Origin of the sequence: Salipiger aestuarii (assembly GCF_003259905.1) — a bacterium.
Lineage (GTDB): Bacteria > Pseudomonadota > Alphaproteobacteria > Rhodobacterales > Rhodobacteraceae > Salipiger > Salipiger aestuarii.
Window position 1 is genome coordinate 14549 of record NZ_QLMG01000052.1, and the last position, 14070, is coordinate 28618.

Genomic DNA, 14070 nt, shown 5'->3' on the forward strand with positions numbered 1-14070 from the left:
GATCAGCGCGGAACCGTAATCATTCGGCAAGGGTTGGTCGGGCAAGATCGGTCGCGACGCCGGGGCATCCGGCTGCGACCGAAAGGCCCCCTGACCGAGGATCGACGCCATGGACGACCGCACGCGCCAGTCAGCGCCCGATTACAGCACCTCCGCGCTGTTCTTCATCTTCATCAACATGATCTGGATCTTTGGTGTGCTTTGGGTCAGCTGGGGTCTTGGTGCCGTCGCCATCGCCGGGGTGATCGTCAATCACCTGATCACGATGCTGGACAATCGCCTGAACGGCCAGAAGGGCTGACGCCCTTCCGGTGGCCTGCTCAGGCGGCGGCAATCACGCCCGCGGCCGCGGAAAGGCCGCCGCGCCCATGTGGCACGCCAAGCGCCTGAAGCCCCGCCTCGATCACCCCGAGCGCGCCCAACACCATGTGCGCGTTGACATGCCCCATATGCCCGATGCGAAAGAACCCGGTGCCGTTGGGGTCGTCGGGTTCGGACATGCCGATGCCCAGGCCAAGGGTCACGCCGGCCTTGGTGTCGGTCCATTCGCGCAGTCGTGCGCCATAGGGTGCACCGATCCGCACGGCGGTAACCGCGTGGCTGCGATTGGCGGCGTCTGCGATATTCAGCGACATTGGCCCATCGGCTCCCCACACCTCCACCGCGGCCCAGATCGCGCGGGCCAGCGTTGCGTGGCGGGACCAGATCGCCTCAAGCCCCTCTTCGCGGATCATGTCGAGCGCCGCGCGCAGGCCATACAGGTGGTGCGCCGGGGCAGTGCCCCCGAAATACTGGTAAAAGAACTCCGGATCCGCGCGCGGCTTCCAGTCCCAGTATCGGCTCACCCGCTTCATGGTCTCGCGCCGCGCCGCCGCGTGATCGTTGAAGAACACAAAGCTGAGCCCAGGCGGCACCATCAGCCCCTTTTGCGACCCCGCCACCATGATGTCGGCGCCCCAGTCATCCATACGGAATTCATCGCAGGCCAATGAGGCGATGCAATCGACCATCAGCAGCGCCGGATGGCCCGCATCGTCCAATGCGCGGCGCACCGCGGCCACGTCGTTGCGCACGGCACTTGCGGTGTCCACATGGCTCATCAGGACAGCGCGGATGGCGTGGCCGGGATCGGCCCTGAGCGCCTCGAACACCTGTTCCGCGTTGATCGGCGATTTGCGGCCGAAGTCGATCAGCTCGACCTCGGCGCCCAGTCCCGTGGCCATGTCCGCCCAGCCATGCCCGAACCTGCCGGTTGCCGCCACCAGCACCTTATCCCCCTCGGCCACCACGTTCGACAGCGCGGCCTCCCACGCGCCGTGACCGTTGGCGATATAGATGCAGGCGTGCCCGTCGGTCCGCGCGACATGACGCAGATCGGGGATGATGCCGCGCACCATATCGACAAGGGCACCTTCGTAGATGTTCGGCGCGGCGCGGTGCATCGCGCGCAGGACAGCATCGGGCATGACGGACGGGCCGGGAATGGCCAGATAAGGGCGGCCGTGGGCAAGTGACATGGGGGAGATCTCCGCAGAAGCGCCCCTTGAAATTCCGGGGCCAACGCCAACCTACTCAGCGATACACGGGCGTCAATCGCCGGCGGTGCGGCGCGCGTGCTTGCCACCCAGCGCCACGGCCACTAAACCGCCCCCAAAGGGACCGGGACCGAAACGATGCTCAAGACCCTCTGGGACAAGATCGAAACCGCCGAACGCAGGGTCCGGCGGTCGTTTGGCAGGGACATTTCGACCCCAAGCGCGCGGGCCTTGTCGACAGTGCATTACAACCTGTTCGACCATGCCTGGCTGCGCAGCGTCTGGACCAATTTCTGGCAGATCGCACCGGGTGTGTGGCGGTCCAATCACCCCACACATAAGCGGTTCGAAAAATACGCCGCCATGGGCATTCGCACCGTCATCACCCTGCGGGGTGAGGAAAAATATTCGCACTACCTGTTTGAAAAGGAAAGCTGCGAAAAGCTTGGCCTGACCCTGTTGCACGCCAAGCTTTGGGCCCGCACGGCACCCAGCCGCGTGCGCATCCAGACCCTTCTGGCAGTGATGCGGCAGGCCGAACGCCCGTTCATGTTCCATTGTAAATCGGGCGCGGACCGGGCCGGGTTCGCCTCGGCGGTCTATCTGATGGTGTTTGAAAACACCCCAGTCGAGGTCGCGCGCAAGCAGCTGGGCCTGAAATACATCCACCTGGAATTCACCCGCACGGGCATTCAGGGCTATGTGCTGGACATGTACGCGGCGCGCAACGCGCAAGCGCCGATCCCGTTCGAAACCTGGGTCGCGACCGAATACGACGAAAAGGCCGCGCAGGCCGGGTTCGACGCCCGCCGCCCGCCCGCTGAGATCGCGAAAGACCTGGCATGAGCAAGGCCGACCCGCAGCACGTTGCGTCGCCCAAAAAGCAGCGCGGTCTGTTCTTGTGGCTTTGGTGGAATTACCTGTGGCGCTACCGGCTGCTGCTGGCCGTGGCGATCGTGTTCATGTTCATCGAGGGCTCGATGCTCGGGCTTCTCAGCTACATGATGAAACCGATGTTCGACACGGTGTTCATCGGCGGCAACAGCGATGCGCTGTGGTGGGTCGGCATGGCGATCTTCGGCTCGTTCCTGCTGCGCGCGGTGGCCAGCATCACGCAAAAGGTGGTGATGACGCAGGTGTCGGAACGCTCGGTCGGCGACATCCGCAACGACCTGGTGCGCCATCTGATGACGCTGGATGGCAGTTTTCACCAGGCGCACGGCCCGGGCTACCTGATGCAGCGGATCGAAGGTGACGTCGGCGGAATAAGCAAGGTCTGGCGCATCATCATCACAGGCGCGGGGCGCGACGTCGTGGCGCTGGTGGCGCTGTTCGGGGTGGCGCTGGGGATCGACTGGCGCTGGACGCTGGTGGCGCTGCTCGGCGCGCCGCTGATGGTGTTGCCGTCGATCCTGATGCAGCGCTATGTGCGCGGCCATGCGCGCCGTGCGCGCGATATCGGGGCGTCGCTGTCGGTGCGCCTGAACGAGGTGTTCCACGGCATCGTCCCGGTCAAGCTGAACCGGCTCGAAGACTATCAGGCCAGGCGTTACCGCGACCTGACCGATCAGCGCATTCGCACGGAAACCCGCGCCGCCATGGGGCAGGCGGCAATTCCGGGGCTGATCGACATCATGGCCGGCGTCGGGTTTGTCGGCGTGCTGATCTATGGCGGAAACGAGATCATTTCCGGCGAAAAGACCGTTGGCGATTTCATGGCGTTCTTCACCGCCATTGCGCTGGCCTTCGAACCGTTGCGCCGGTTGGGCGCCGTCAGCGGCAACTGGCAGATCGCTGCGGCGTCGATCGAACGCCTGAAAGAACTGCTCGACATGGTGCCCGACCTGCGCGACCCGGCGCAGCCGCGCCCGGCGCCGCAGGGCATTCCCGGCGTGGCGCTGCGCGATGTCCGGCTGAGCTATGGCGATTCTCCCGTATTGCGCGGCGCCAGCTTTACCGCCGAGGCGGGCAAGACCACCGCCCTTGTCGGGGCCTCCGGCGCGGGCAAATCGACGGTGTTCAACCTGCTCACCCGGCTGGTCGACCCCGAAAGCGGCGTGATCGAGATAGACGGCACCCCCGTCACCGACATGCGCCTGCGCGATCTGCGCGCGTTGTTTTCGGTCGTCAGCCAGGAGGCCCTGCTGTTTGACGAAACCCTGCGCGAAAACATCCTTTTGGGCCGCAAGGACGTGTCAGAGGACCACCTGGCAGAGGTGTTGGAGGCCGCGCATGTGGCCGACTTCATCCCCCGGATCGAAGGCGGGCTGGACGCCCGCGTCGGCCCGCGCGGATCGTCGTTGTCGGGCGGTCAGCGTCAGCGGGTGGCGATTGCCCGCGCCCTGCTGCGCGACACGCCGATCCTGTTGCTGGACGAGGCGACCTCGGCTCTGGACGTGCAATCCGAGGCGGTGGTGCAGGCTGCGCTTGACCGCCTGGCGCAAGGGCGCACCACGCTGGTCATCGCACACCGGCTGTCTACGGTGCGTCACGCGGACAAGATCGTGGTGATGGACCACGGTATGGTCGTCGAGCAGGGAACGCATGACGCCCTGCTTGCCCAACACGGCGTCTTTGCCAAGCTTCACGCCTTGCAGTTCGCGGAAAGCTGATCGCGGCGCTCTCGTCACCGCCGCCGCGCGTCGATACAGTCACGCACAGGAATGAACGGAGACGATCATGAGCGAACGCAAGGTGCTGCGGGTCAGCGGCCCGGACGCTGAACAATTCCTTCAGGGGCTGGTCACGAATGACGTGATGCGCGTCAAGGACGGGCCGGTCTATGCCGCGATGCTGACCCCCCAGGGCAAGTATCGCGCCGATTTCTTTCTTGTGGCGGATGGCGACGACATCCTGATCGACGTCGCGCAGCCGTTGTCGACGGACCTGTTGCGCGCGCTGACCATGTACAAACTGCGCGCCAAGGTCACCGTGGCCGAGACCGACCTGACCGTGTCCCGCGGACCGGGGGCCGCGCCGGACGGTGCCTTTGATGATCCCCGCGACCCTCGGATGGGCTGGCGCGCCTATGACGGGCGGCCCTCGGTCGAAACCGACTGGGACGCACTGCGCGTCGATGCGCTGATCCCCGAAAGCGAGATCGAGCTGACGCCCGACACATTCATCCTGGAGGCAGGGTTCGAACGGCTGAGCGGCGTCGATTTCAAGAAGGGCTGCTATGTCGGGCAAGAGGTCACCGCCCGGATGAAACACAAGACCGAACTGCGCAAGGGTCTGGCCACGGTCGCGGTCGACGGCACGGCCCCCATCGGGACGCCGATCCTGTCTGGCGATCGTCCGGCCGGGGTGCTGTATACCCAGTCGGGCGGGCGCGGTATCGCCTATCTGCGCTTTGATCGTGCAACCGGCGCGTTGACTGCGGCGGATGCCCGGCTGCGCTACACCCCATGACCTTGCAGGGCCTGTCCCGGTTTTTCGGCTCGGATGTGGTTGCGACCCGGCCGCTGCACGGGGGTGACCTGTCCGAAGTGGTCCGCATGGATCTGTCCGATGGCACCCGCGTTGCGGTCAAGCGTGGCCCCCTGGTCGGCATCGAGGCCGACATGCTGCGCCGCATGGCCAGCGCCGGTGCGCCGGTGCCGCGCGTTCTGCACCAGACCGGCGATCTGCTGTGTCTTGAATGGCTCGGGGAAACCCCGGCCTCGCCTGCCGGATGGGGCGCACTGGGCACGGGGTTGCGCACCCTGCACGCGGCTCGGGGCGACCACTATGGCTGGCCCTGCACCTACGGGTTTGGCCGGGTCACGATCCGCAATACGCCGATGACCGACTGGCCCCGGTTCTGGGCCGAATGCCGTTTGCTGCCGTTCCTGCCTGCCCTTCCCCCCGCCATGGCGCGCCGGGTCGAGGCGCTGGCCCGTGCGCTGCCCGAACGCCTGCCGGCCACCCCCGCCCCGGCGTTGCTGCACGGAGACCTCTGGATCGGCAACGCCCTGTTCAGCGGGTCCAGTGCCTATCTGATCGACCCCGCGTGCTATTACGGAGACGCCGAAGTCGATCTGGCGATGCTCGACCTGTTCAGCACGCCGACGCAGGCGTTTCACGACGCCTACGGCGCCGGCGATCCCGCCCGCGCCGAGCGCCGCCCGATCTACCAGCTGTTTCCGGCGCTGGTGCATTATCGGCTGTTCGGCGCGAGCTACCAGGGGCTTGTGGCGCGGCTTGTGCAGGCCGCGCGGATTTAGGGCACGCCCGGCCCTAGCGGTTTTTCCAGCGTCGTCACCGCATCACGCGCGCCAAGCCCGCGCATCAACGCTGCCGAGGCGGTATTGAAGCTGTGTACCGCGACGATCCAGCCGTCACAGCCCTCCGCACGGGCCTGCGTTTCGAACCGTTCCGCAAGGCGACGCCCAATGCCGCGCCGCCGCCACGAAGGCGCCACGGCGATGTGATCCAGAACCGCGATGGTGCGGGCATGTTCCACCGCCGTGCAGGGCACGGTTCGGCAGCGCCACAGAAGGTAGCCGCGCACCACCCCCTCGGTCCGGTAGACCAGCCCTCGCGCGCCCGACGCCAGTTCCCGTTCCAGAAATGCCCCAAGCGCGGCATCCCCGGCATCGGGATGAAAACGGTGCGGCACCTGCGCGGCGTGCAGCGCATTCAGCCCGCGCAACAGCGGCGCGACCTGCGGCAGGTCGTCCGGAAGCAGATTGTCGATCATGAAAAGGGCCTCCTTGGCACTGCGCCGGAGGCCCGTTGCTGTCTGTCGTGTCGCCCCCGGATCGCACGGGGACAAAGCAGTCGGCGCGCGGGTTATGCGCGTTCCGAATACTCCATGGTTTCAGTGTTCACGATGATGTCCTCGTCCTGCCCGACAAACGGCGGCACAAGCACACGGATGCCATTGTCAAGAACCGCTGGCTTGAAGCTGTTCGCGGCGGTCTGACCTTTGACCACCGGCTCGGTCTCGACGATCTTGCAGGTGACCTTTTGCGGCAGGCTCGCGCTCAGCGCTTCGGCCTCGTGGAATTCAACGACGATGGTCATGCCATCCTGCAGGAACGGGCGACGCTCGCCCAGGATCTCGGCGTCCAGCTGGACCTGATCGTAGGTTTCGGTGTCCATGAAAATCAGCTGTCCGCTGTCTTCGTAAAGGAACTGCATGTCCTTTTGTTCCAGCCGCACGCGTTCGACCTTGTCGGCGGACCGGAAGCGTTCGTTCAGCTTGGACCCGTTGCGCAGGTTCTTCATTTCGACCTGCGCAAACGCGCCGCCCTTGCCGGGCTTCACATGGTCGACCTTGACGGCAGCCCAAAGGCCCCCGTTGTGCTCCAGCACGTAGCCGGGGCGGATCTCGTTACCGTTGATCTTGGGCATGGGCAAAACTTTGGCAAAAGGTTGATGACTCTCTGGCCGGTCCTATATCTGGCGAGTCGCTCCCGTGCAAGACAACGAGATCTTGAGCGTGCGTGGCGTAAGATATGCAAAAGTCACATGGGTGCCATGCATCCTCGGTGTATCCGAATCATTCGGAATGGTCCATAACGCCACATACGCCGCAAAAGACAAGAGCAATAATCAAAGGTCGAATCATGAAAGATTTCGTGGATAGCACAGCCTTCAACGCCGAACAGGGCAACCGCGCGCGCAAGCTTTTTGCCGCAGTGGTGCTGGCTGCGCTCGACGACGCAATCGCAGACGACAAGAAATACGGCAACGGTCCCGAACAGATCGCACGCTGGGCGCGTTCGCGCGATGGCCGTGAAGTCCTGAGCTGCGCGGGGATCGATCCAAACGAACGTGTGGTCTCGGGCCTGATGGAATTCGTCGGCAAGGGTGTGCGCACCTCGGTCGCGCTGTCGCGCGAGGAAAGCGAACGTCGCCATGCGGCAGCCGCAGCCGATCAGGCCGAAGCCGCCTGACCAGACTGCAATTGCGCGTCATGAAAAAGGGGTGTCCCGGTGGGGCACCCCTTTGATTTTGCGCTGATTTCTGCGGCGCCAAGCTCGGCCGTGCGCCGTCTATTCCAGTTCCTGGCTGACCAGCATCCGGTGAATCTCGCGGCGGACAAGTTTGCGGACGTTGCGGGTAATGCGTTCCCCCAGCGCGCCCTGAAGCTCTTGGCGAACAATGTCCGACACCAGGCCACGCAACATTGCCGGGTCGATGGCCGCCATGGCAGATCCTTGCGGCGAGGCCGCCTGCATGGCGACGGGCTGCGCGTCGTGTTTTGCGACCGTCTCATCCGGGGTGTGCGATCCGCGCCAGGGCGGCCCACCAAGCACCAGCGCGTCTTGCGTGGAGTTTTCGTCGCACGACGCAGCGACGCGGCCCAAGTCGGGGGGGATGGCAGAAGCATCGTTGCCGCCGTGGTCTTCCCAGTTCATCGATTCGACCGCGCGGTGCACAAAGCTTGCCGTCTCACCGTCGTCTTCCGGTTTCGGGGCGCTGTCGTCAGAACGGCTTGCAATCAGCCCCTCAAGCGCGGCGATCTTGGCAACCAGACTGTTTTCATCCGCCGGGCCGGGCTGCGGCGGCTCTACGCCGACCGGTTTGCCAGCTGCCGCACCGGTGGGAGGTGTGGCAAGGTCCTGCGGCGCATCCTCTTGTTCCGACGAAAGCATCCGCTGCATTTCCTCGGATACAAGGCGACCGATGAAGGTCGACCGATCCCGCGTATCGTCCGGCCCGGAAATGTCCTGACGGGGGGCGTCCACTGTGCCCGGATCTTCGTCCCCAGGCGATTCCTTTGCATGGAGAAATCGCGCATCGGCAACGTCTGCGGCGGCATCGGGCCGTACATCGCCCGCCCTATGGTTGCTTTCAGCCGATTCGCTCTCAGGCGCCGAAACAACGCGCTGCGCGGGCGTCAGCACCAGCCGGTCGGGCTTTTCATCGACCCGGCGCGTCAGGGCCTTGCTTCGCGGCCTCGCGTCCTCGGACACCAAGCGGCGGATTGAGGACAGCACGTCCTCGATTTCCAGATTCGTCACGGGATCCGACATTCACGTACCACTCTTGCCTCGCGACCAGAGTACCCCGAGCCGCGGTTTCAGACAACAGATGCAGAGAAAGCTAGTTTTTTCCCAAGGCACGCAGGACACGGTCCAGATCGTCGCCCTGCCGTGACCCGGCCGGCGCGGATTCGACCGCCCTGTAATAGGCTTCGGGATCGTAGTGCGGCACATCCAGCGCCAGCCTTTCCGATGTCAGTTGCCCGACCGAAGACAGCACCGCATAGGCGGCGATCGTCTCATCCACCTGCGACGAGATCAGCGCGGCGTGCGCATCCAGCAACCTCTGTTCCGCGTCAAGCACGTCAAGCGTGGTGCGCGCGCCCAGCGTCGCCTCTTCGCGGATGCCGTCAAAGGCCACGCGCGCGGCCCGGACCTGTTCACGCGCCGATGTCTGTGACGCCTGCGCGATGCGCAGCTGGGCGTAGGCGCTGCCGACGCTCTGTTCGACCGAACGCCCGGCGGTGTAAAGCTGCGCCCGCGCCGCATCGCGATTCGCCATGGCCTGCCGCACGCCCGACGCGATGGCCCCGCCCTGATAGATCGGCCCGGACATCCCAAGCGTCAGTGCGCCGCCCCTGGAGGCGCTCTCCGATTCCCAGGTGTCGGTCAGCCCATAACTGCCCTGAAGCGTGATCTGCGGACTTTTCTGCGCCTCGGCGATGCGCACCGACAGATCGCTTGCGGCAACCGCATGGCGCAGTTGCACGACATCGGGGTGCGTGCGCAGCGCAAGCGTCTTGGCGTCGGCAACCGATCCCGGCATCCGGGGCAGTCCGCCCGGCGGCACCAGCTGGCCGGGGTAATGACCGATGACCGCGTTGTAAATCTCGCGGTTCACGGCAAGCATGCCCTCGGCGGCGGTCAGGTTGCTGCGCGCAGCCGCGGCCTGCGCTTCGGCGGCGGCGACATCGGTGCGCGTGACTTCGCCAACCTCGAACCGGTCCCGCGCGGCACGCACCTCTTCGTCCAGAACGCGGACGTTGTTGCGGCTGAGTTCGACGGTTTCCTCGGCCCGGCGCACCTCCATAAAGGCGGAAACCGCATTCAGCAGCACCTGCTGTTCGACGCTGACCAGCCCGGCGCGCGTGGCAAGCACCGATTCCTTGGCGGCTTCGCGCTGAAGCACCCGCGCGCCGCCCTGATAGAGCACTTGCGTGGCCACGATATTGACGCTTGCGGTAGTGGCCGACACGTTCTGCCAAGCAAATTCCCCGGTCAGGAAATTCTGCGTGTTGGACGAGCCGTAGTTGCGAACAATTTCACTTTGCCATCCCAGAACGGGGCGCAACGCCGCGACGGCCTGCGCGACATCCTCATCGGCGGCGCGCAGCACTGCGCGGTTCTGATCGAGCAGGCCGCTGGTGATATAGGCGCTCGACAGCGCGCTGGCGAGCGTTTCGGCGATTGCCTGCGCGGGTGCCGCTACGGCGAGGCATACACCCGCCATCACCCCGATTACCTTGCGCGTCATGCCACGCCCCCTGCTGCCTGTTCTGCTCGCTTGACCGCGGTTCACGCGGATATTCCGGCCCTCAGAACGCGAAGGCCGCCTTTTTTTCGAAACCCGGAAGCACAGGCGCGCTTGCGTTGAACGCGAACCGCCAGGTGATGGCGCCGTCGATCTTCCAGCCAATGCGGACGGTGCCAAGCGCACCCTCCATGAAGATGCAGGCAATGCGCCCGCCATCCTTGAGCTGATCGGTCAGCGCATCGGGAAGGATGGAAACGCCGCCTTCGATCACGATGGCGTCATAGGGGCCATGAGCCGCAGCGCCACCGGCCAGCGGGCCGATGTGCAGCAGCACGTTGTCCGCGTGCTCGCCAAGCAGCGATTGAGCCTCGGCGGCAAGGCCCTCGTCTTCTTCGACGGCAACCACCGCTTCGGCGATGCGCGCGATCACAGCCGAGGAATACCCCAGCCCCGCACCGATATCGAGCACGAGATCGTCCGCGTCGACCCCCAGGGCATCAAGGATCTTGGCCAGCGTGCGCGGCTCGAGCACCACGCGATCGCTAGACAAACGCAGGTTGTCCCCGGCGTAGGCAGCCTCGACCTCGGAATCGGGCACGAAAAGCTCGCGCGGGACGCGCAGCATGGCGTCAATGATCGGGAATTTTGAAACGTCCGAGGGCCGGACCTGTGTGTCCACCATCACCCGGCGGCGCGTTGCGAAGTCGGTCATCCGCTAAACTCTTCCGTTCAGTATTCGCTGAAGCGGTTCTGCCACAGATATCGTGGCGTCGCAATCGCAATGGACGCCTGCAACCGGCCAAGATGCATTCCGGTTACAGAACTCTTTCCGTATCAGTCCGGTTCGGACTTGCCTGTCCGCATGGAGGTACCTGCGGCACGGCCCGCAAGGAACGCCTCGATCAGCGGACCAAGTCCGGCGGCCGGAGGGGGCACATACGCCTGCCTGCGCCGCGACACCGCGATCACCAGCACCCCCAGCAGGATAAACCCGGCACCAATGCCCAAAGCCGCCGTCAAGGCATCATAGGCATCCACCAACGCGATCCATGCCGCGACCGTCAGGAACCCGGCGCCGATAACCATGAGAAAACCGCCCAGCGCGCTGCCGAGGGTGCGCCGGACCGTGTAATGAATGCGCGCCTGTATCGCGTAGATCATCTGGCGCGTTACTTCCGACCGAGATAGCCGATCAGGAATCCGACCGCTGCGGCAACGCCGATCGCCTGAAAGGGCGAGGTGCGGATATGCCCGGCGGTCTCGGCCTCAAGCTCGGTCAGCCTGCGCCCGGCTTCATGCAGCGCATCTTCGCCGCGACCGCGCAGTTCGTGCACCTTGGCTTCGGCTTTCTCCCTGGCTTCGGTGCCGCGGGCCTTGCCGACCTCTCCCATAAGTTCGGTCAGCGCTTTCACATCCGAGCGCAGGGTCGAGATCTGGTCCTTGAGCGCATCGATGTCGCTGTTCTTGCCAGCGGCGGATTCAGTCGAAAGGTTGGTCTGAGCAGTTGCCATGGGGGGTGACCTCCTGGAAAAATTCGGTAACTCGACATCGGAACGCAGCGGGAGGTGTAAAAGTTCCTGGAGAAGCAAAAAAAGCTTGGGCGCCACCCCACGCCTCGGGGATGTCTTGCATGCAGAAGGTTCCAACCATTCCGCCTGCACCAGGTGAGTCCGCCTGCTAGGGGCAATCAACGATACAACCGCAGCCGACGCCTGACCTAGAAATCCTGCCAGGCATCTCCGTTCGCGACCCTGCGAAACTGCGGCGGCGCAGGCGTATGGGCCGCAGCAACCTTTTCAGGTGCCACCGGCGCTTCGGGCTTCACGTCGGCCGGCGCGCTCGGTCTCAGCGCGAATCGCGCAATCAGTTCGCGCATTTCCTTTGCCTCACGCTTCAGTGCAACGGTAGAAGCGCCCGCCTCTTCGACCATCGCGGCGTTCTTCTGCGTAACCTGATCGAGTTGACCGACGGCCACATTGATTTCGTTGATACCGACAGATTGTTCTTGCGCGCTCGCCGCGATTTTCTGGATGGCGTCGGCAATCCTTGTGACACGTTCACTGATCTTGGCCAGAGCCTCGCCGGATTTCTGTACCTGATCCACGCCGGTTTCGACCTGCGCAGAGCTGCGCGAGATCAGCCGGGCGATCTCCTTGGCGGCTTCGGACGATCGCTGCGACAACGAACGCACTTCTGAGGCGACCACCGCAAAACCTCGGCCGGCCTCGCCCGCACGCGCTGCTTCCACCCCCGCATTCAGGGCAAGCAGGTTGGTCTGAAAGGCGATGTCGTCGATCACCCCGATGATTTCGGCCACCGAATCGGACGAGACCTTGATTTCAGACATTGCTTCGACTGCCGACGACACGATCTGCCTGCTGGCCACCGCATCTTCGCGCGCGGCCTCCACCGTCCTGGCGACGTCACTGGCGCTTGTCGCAGCGGTTCTGACACTGCTGGTGATTTCGTCCATCGCGGCAGCAGTTTCTTCCAGCGTCGCCGCCTGATTTTCCGTCCGCTGCGAAAGCTCGTCAGAAGCACTGCCCAAGACGTTCGCACGCGCGTTGATTTCGTCGGCGTTATCGACGATCGAGCGTACCACATCGTTCAGCGTTTCGATGATCGCGTTGAAGTCCCGCCGCAACTGTTCATAGGCCTCGGGGAAGGCGTCATCGATCATCTCGGTCAGATTGCACGACGCAAGTTCGGACATCGACCGACTGAGCCGTTGCACGACCTGATTCTGGCGCTCGCGTTCGTTTTGCTGTTCGATCTCAAGCTCACGCCGTTCGATCAGTTTCTGTCGAAAACTATCAAGGATTCGCCCCAGAAACCCGATTTCGTCCTTGCGGCCCGCCACCTTGATCTCGTGGTCGTAATCGCCTTCGGACACCTTTCGCATAGCGTCCATGAGTTTCGACAGCGGCCGGGTCACGCTGCGCACCAGCAGAATGGAAGTCCCTGTCAGCAGACACAGAGTCGCCAACAGCGTCGCGATGCCCGCATCCCTCATCGCCGCAAGATCGGCTTTGATGTCAGACAGATACGCGCCGGTCACGACAACCCAACCCCACGGTGCAAAGTAGCGCACCGCCCCCATCTTTTCTTCCGGGGCATCCTCGCCGGGCTTCGTGAACCAGTAGCGTATGACCCCCGCACCCGATGTAAGCGCGATGTTCAGCATTTCATCGAACAGCCTCAGCCCCTTGCTGTCTTCGAAATCCGATTTATCTTCTCCGATCCAGTCAGGTTTGAACGGATGCACGCGCATGACCATGTCGTTATCGAACACCGACATGTAGCCCGAATCGCCGAACCGCAGCGCAGAGAGCAGCGCCGTTGCCTCGGCCTTGGCTTCGTCAAGGGTCATTTCGCCGGCATCGACGCGCTCGTTCAGGACAGTCAACACCCCGCTGGAGGTTTCCAGGATGTTGGCAAGTTCCTTCTCTTGCATCTGATAGGTCTGGTCTACCGCACGCGACAACAGCAGCACCGCAAGGGCGCAAGAGCAGATTACGGCAAGTACCGCGATCGCATAAATTCGAAAGGGGATGCTTTGTATGAGCCTATACATCATGTGTCCAACGTGAGGTTTTTTTGATGCATACAGCGCTGGTGCTTACTACCGACTTAACGGGCTGATTTGATCGAAAGTGGTTTACAGGGAGGTGGTCGCGGGAATTCGGACCGGTGGTTAAGGTAGATCGCATGAAGAAAGTGACGATCTGGCCTGCTGCCGGTTTCGTGGACACGAAGATAAGATCGTGACCATGGAACTGGAGAGTGGATATGACGAGACGGAAGTTCAGCCGCGAGTTCAAGATCGAGGCGGTGAAGCTGGTGACCGAGCGGGGCGTGACGGTGGCCCAGGCGTGCCGGGATCTGGACCTGGCGGAGAGTGTTCTGCGGCGGTGGATGCGTGAAGCGACGGTGGCGCCAGCCACAGCGTTCCCCGGCTATGGCCAGCAGCGCGCTGACCTGGCCGAGATCGCGGCCCTGAAGAAAGAGGTCGCCAAGCTCAAGGCGGAGCGGGACATCCTAAGAGTCCGTCCGAGATCATATCCTTTCTTGGCAAAGCCTTCGCAGC

General features: G+C 64.0%; 16 protein-coding genes. 7 read left to right on the plus strand and 9 right to left on the minus strand.

What is annotated here, in order from left to right:
- Positions 1–109: 109 nt before the first annotated feature.
- Positions 110–301 (plus strand): hypothetical protein, encoded by a 192-nt coding sequence (locus ATI53_RS19310; RefSeq protein WP_009502631.1) that lies wholly within the window; start codon positions 110–112, stop codon positions 299–301.
- Positions 302–320: 19 nt separating this feature from the next.
- Here ATI53_RS19310 and ATI53_RS19315 read toward each other — a convergent pair whose 3' ends face one another.
- Positions 321–1517 (minus strand): pyridoxal-phosphate-dependent aminotransferase family protein, encoded by a 1197-nt coding sequence (locus ATI53_RS19315; RefSeq protein WP_111551137.1) that lies wholly within the window; start codon positions 1515–1517, stop codon positions 321–323.
- Positions 1518–1673: 156 nt separating this feature from the next.
- Between ATI53_RS19315 and ATI53_RS19320 the strand changes: the two genes are divergently transcribed.
- The 4 genes from ATI53_RS19320 to ATI53_RS19335 all read left to right on the plus strand — a co-directional run bounded on the left by ATI53_RS19320 (position 1674) and on the right by ATI53_RS19335 (position 5740).
- A complete protein-coding gene (locus tag ATI53_RS19320) occupies positions 1674–2381 on the plus strand; it encodes a phosphatase domain-containing protein (protein WP_111551138.1) in 708 nt (235 codons plus the stop codon).
- Positions 2378–4147: an ABC transporter ATP-binding protein gene (locus ATI53_RS19325; RefSeq protein WP_009502628.1), complete on the plus strand. Its 1770-nt coding sequence runs from the start codon at positions 2378–2380 to the stop codon at positions 4145–4147. The genes ATI53_RS19320 and ATI53_RS19325 overlap by 4 nt, the downstream gene beginning before the upstream one ends.
- A gap of 67 nt (positions 4148–4214) precedes the next feature.
- A complete protein-coding gene (gene ygfZ / locus ATI53_RS19330) occupies positions 4215–4946 on the plus strand; it encodes a CAF17-like 4Fe-4S cluster assembly/insertion protein YgfZ (RefSeq protein ID WP_111551139.1) in 732 nt (243 codons plus the stop codon).
- Entirely contained in the window at positions 4943–5740 is a 798-nt protein-coding gene (locus tag ATI53_RS19335; protein WP_111551140.1) for a fructosamine kinase family protein, read from the plus strand. The genes ygfZ and ATI53_RS19335 overlap by 4 nt, the downstream gene beginning before the upstream one ends.
- Here ATI53_RS19335 and ATI53_RS19340 read toward each other — a convergent pair.
- Together ATI53_RS19340 and efp are read right to left on the minus strand one after the other, a co-directional pair.
- Positions 5737–6216 carry a GNAT family N-acetyltransferase gene (locus tag ATI53_RS19340; protein WP_111551141.1) on the minus strand — a complete coding sequence of 160 codons (480 nt, stop codon included), beginning with the start codon at positions 6214–6216 and terminating at the stop codon, positions 5737–5739. The two genes, ATI53_RS19335 and ATI53_RS19340, sit on opposite strands and share 4 nt — an antisense overlap.
- A gap of 92 nt (positions 6217–6308) precedes the next feature.
- On the minus strand, positions 6309–6872 hold the full coding sequence (gene efp / locus ATI53_RS19345) for an elongation factor P (RefSeq protein WP_009502624.1): 564 nt from the start codon (positions 6870–6872) through the stop codon (positions 6309–6311).
- 215 nt (positions 6873–7087) lie between these two features.
- On the opposite strand from efp, the gene ATI53_RS19350 reads away from it, so the two are divergent.
- Positions 7088–7417, plus strand: a complete 330-nt coding sequence (locus ATI53_RS19350; protein WP_009502623.1) for a DUF6280 family protein — start codon at positions 7088–7090, stop codon at positions 7415–7417.
- Between the two features lie 99 nt (positions 7418–7516).
- Here ATI53_RS19350 and ATI53_RS19355 read toward each other — a convergent pair whose 3' ends face one another.
- The 6 genes from ATI53_RS19355 to ATI53_RS19380 all read right to left on the minus strand — a co-directional run bounded on the left by ATI53_RS19355 (position 7517) and on the right by ATI53_RS19380 (position 13437).
- Positions 7517–8500 carry a hypothetical protein gene (locus ATI53_RS19355; RefSeq protein ID WP_111551142.1) on the minus strand — a complete coding sequence of 328 codons (984 nt, stop codon included), beginning with the start codon at positions 8498–8500 and terminating at the stop codon, positions 7517–7519.
- Between the two features lie 70 nt (positions 8501–8570).
- Positions 8571–9983 carry a TolC family outer membrane protein gene (locus ATI53_RS19360; RefSeq protein WP_009502620.1) on the minus strand — a complete coding sequence of 471 codons (1413 nt, stop codon included), beginning with the start codon at positions 9981–9983 and terminating at the stop codon, positions 8571–8573.
- A 61-nt stretch (positions 9984–10044) separates the two neighbouring features.
- Positions 10045–10695, minus strand: a complete 651-nt coding sequence (locus ATI53_RS19365) for a protein-L-isoaspartate O-methyltransferase family protein (RefSeq protein ID WP_111551143.1) — start codon at positions 10693–10695, stop codon at positions 10045–10047.
- Between the two features lie 122 nt (positions 10696–10817).
- Positions 10818–11144: a hypothetical protein gene (locus ATI53_RS19370; protein WP_009502618.1), complete on the minus strand. Its 327-nt coding sequence runs from the start codon at positions 11142–11144 to the stop codon at positions 10818–10820.
- 8 nt (positions 11145–11152) lie between these two features.
- Positions 11153–11494 carry an ElaB/YgaM/YqjD family protein gene (locus tag ATI53_RS19375; RefSeq protein WP_009502616.1) on the minus strand — a complete coding sequence of 114 codons (342 nt, stop codon included), beginning with the start codon at positions 11492–11494 and terminating at the stop codon, positions 11153–11155.
- A gap of 206 nt (positions 11495–11700) precedes the next feature.
- A complete protein-coding gene (locus tag ATI53_RS19380) occupies positions 11701–13437 on the minus strand; it encodes a methyl-accepting chemotaxis protein (RefSeq protein ID WP_170134625.1) in 1737 nt (578 codons plus the stop codon).
- A gap of 335 nt (positions 13438–13772) precedes the next feature.
- Between ATI53_RS19380 and ATI53_RS19385 the strand changes: the two genes are divergently transcribed.
- The coding region (locus ATI53_RS19385) for a transposase (RefSeq protein ID WP_146609965.1) at positions 13773–14070 on the plus strand (298 nt) is incomplete at its 3' end.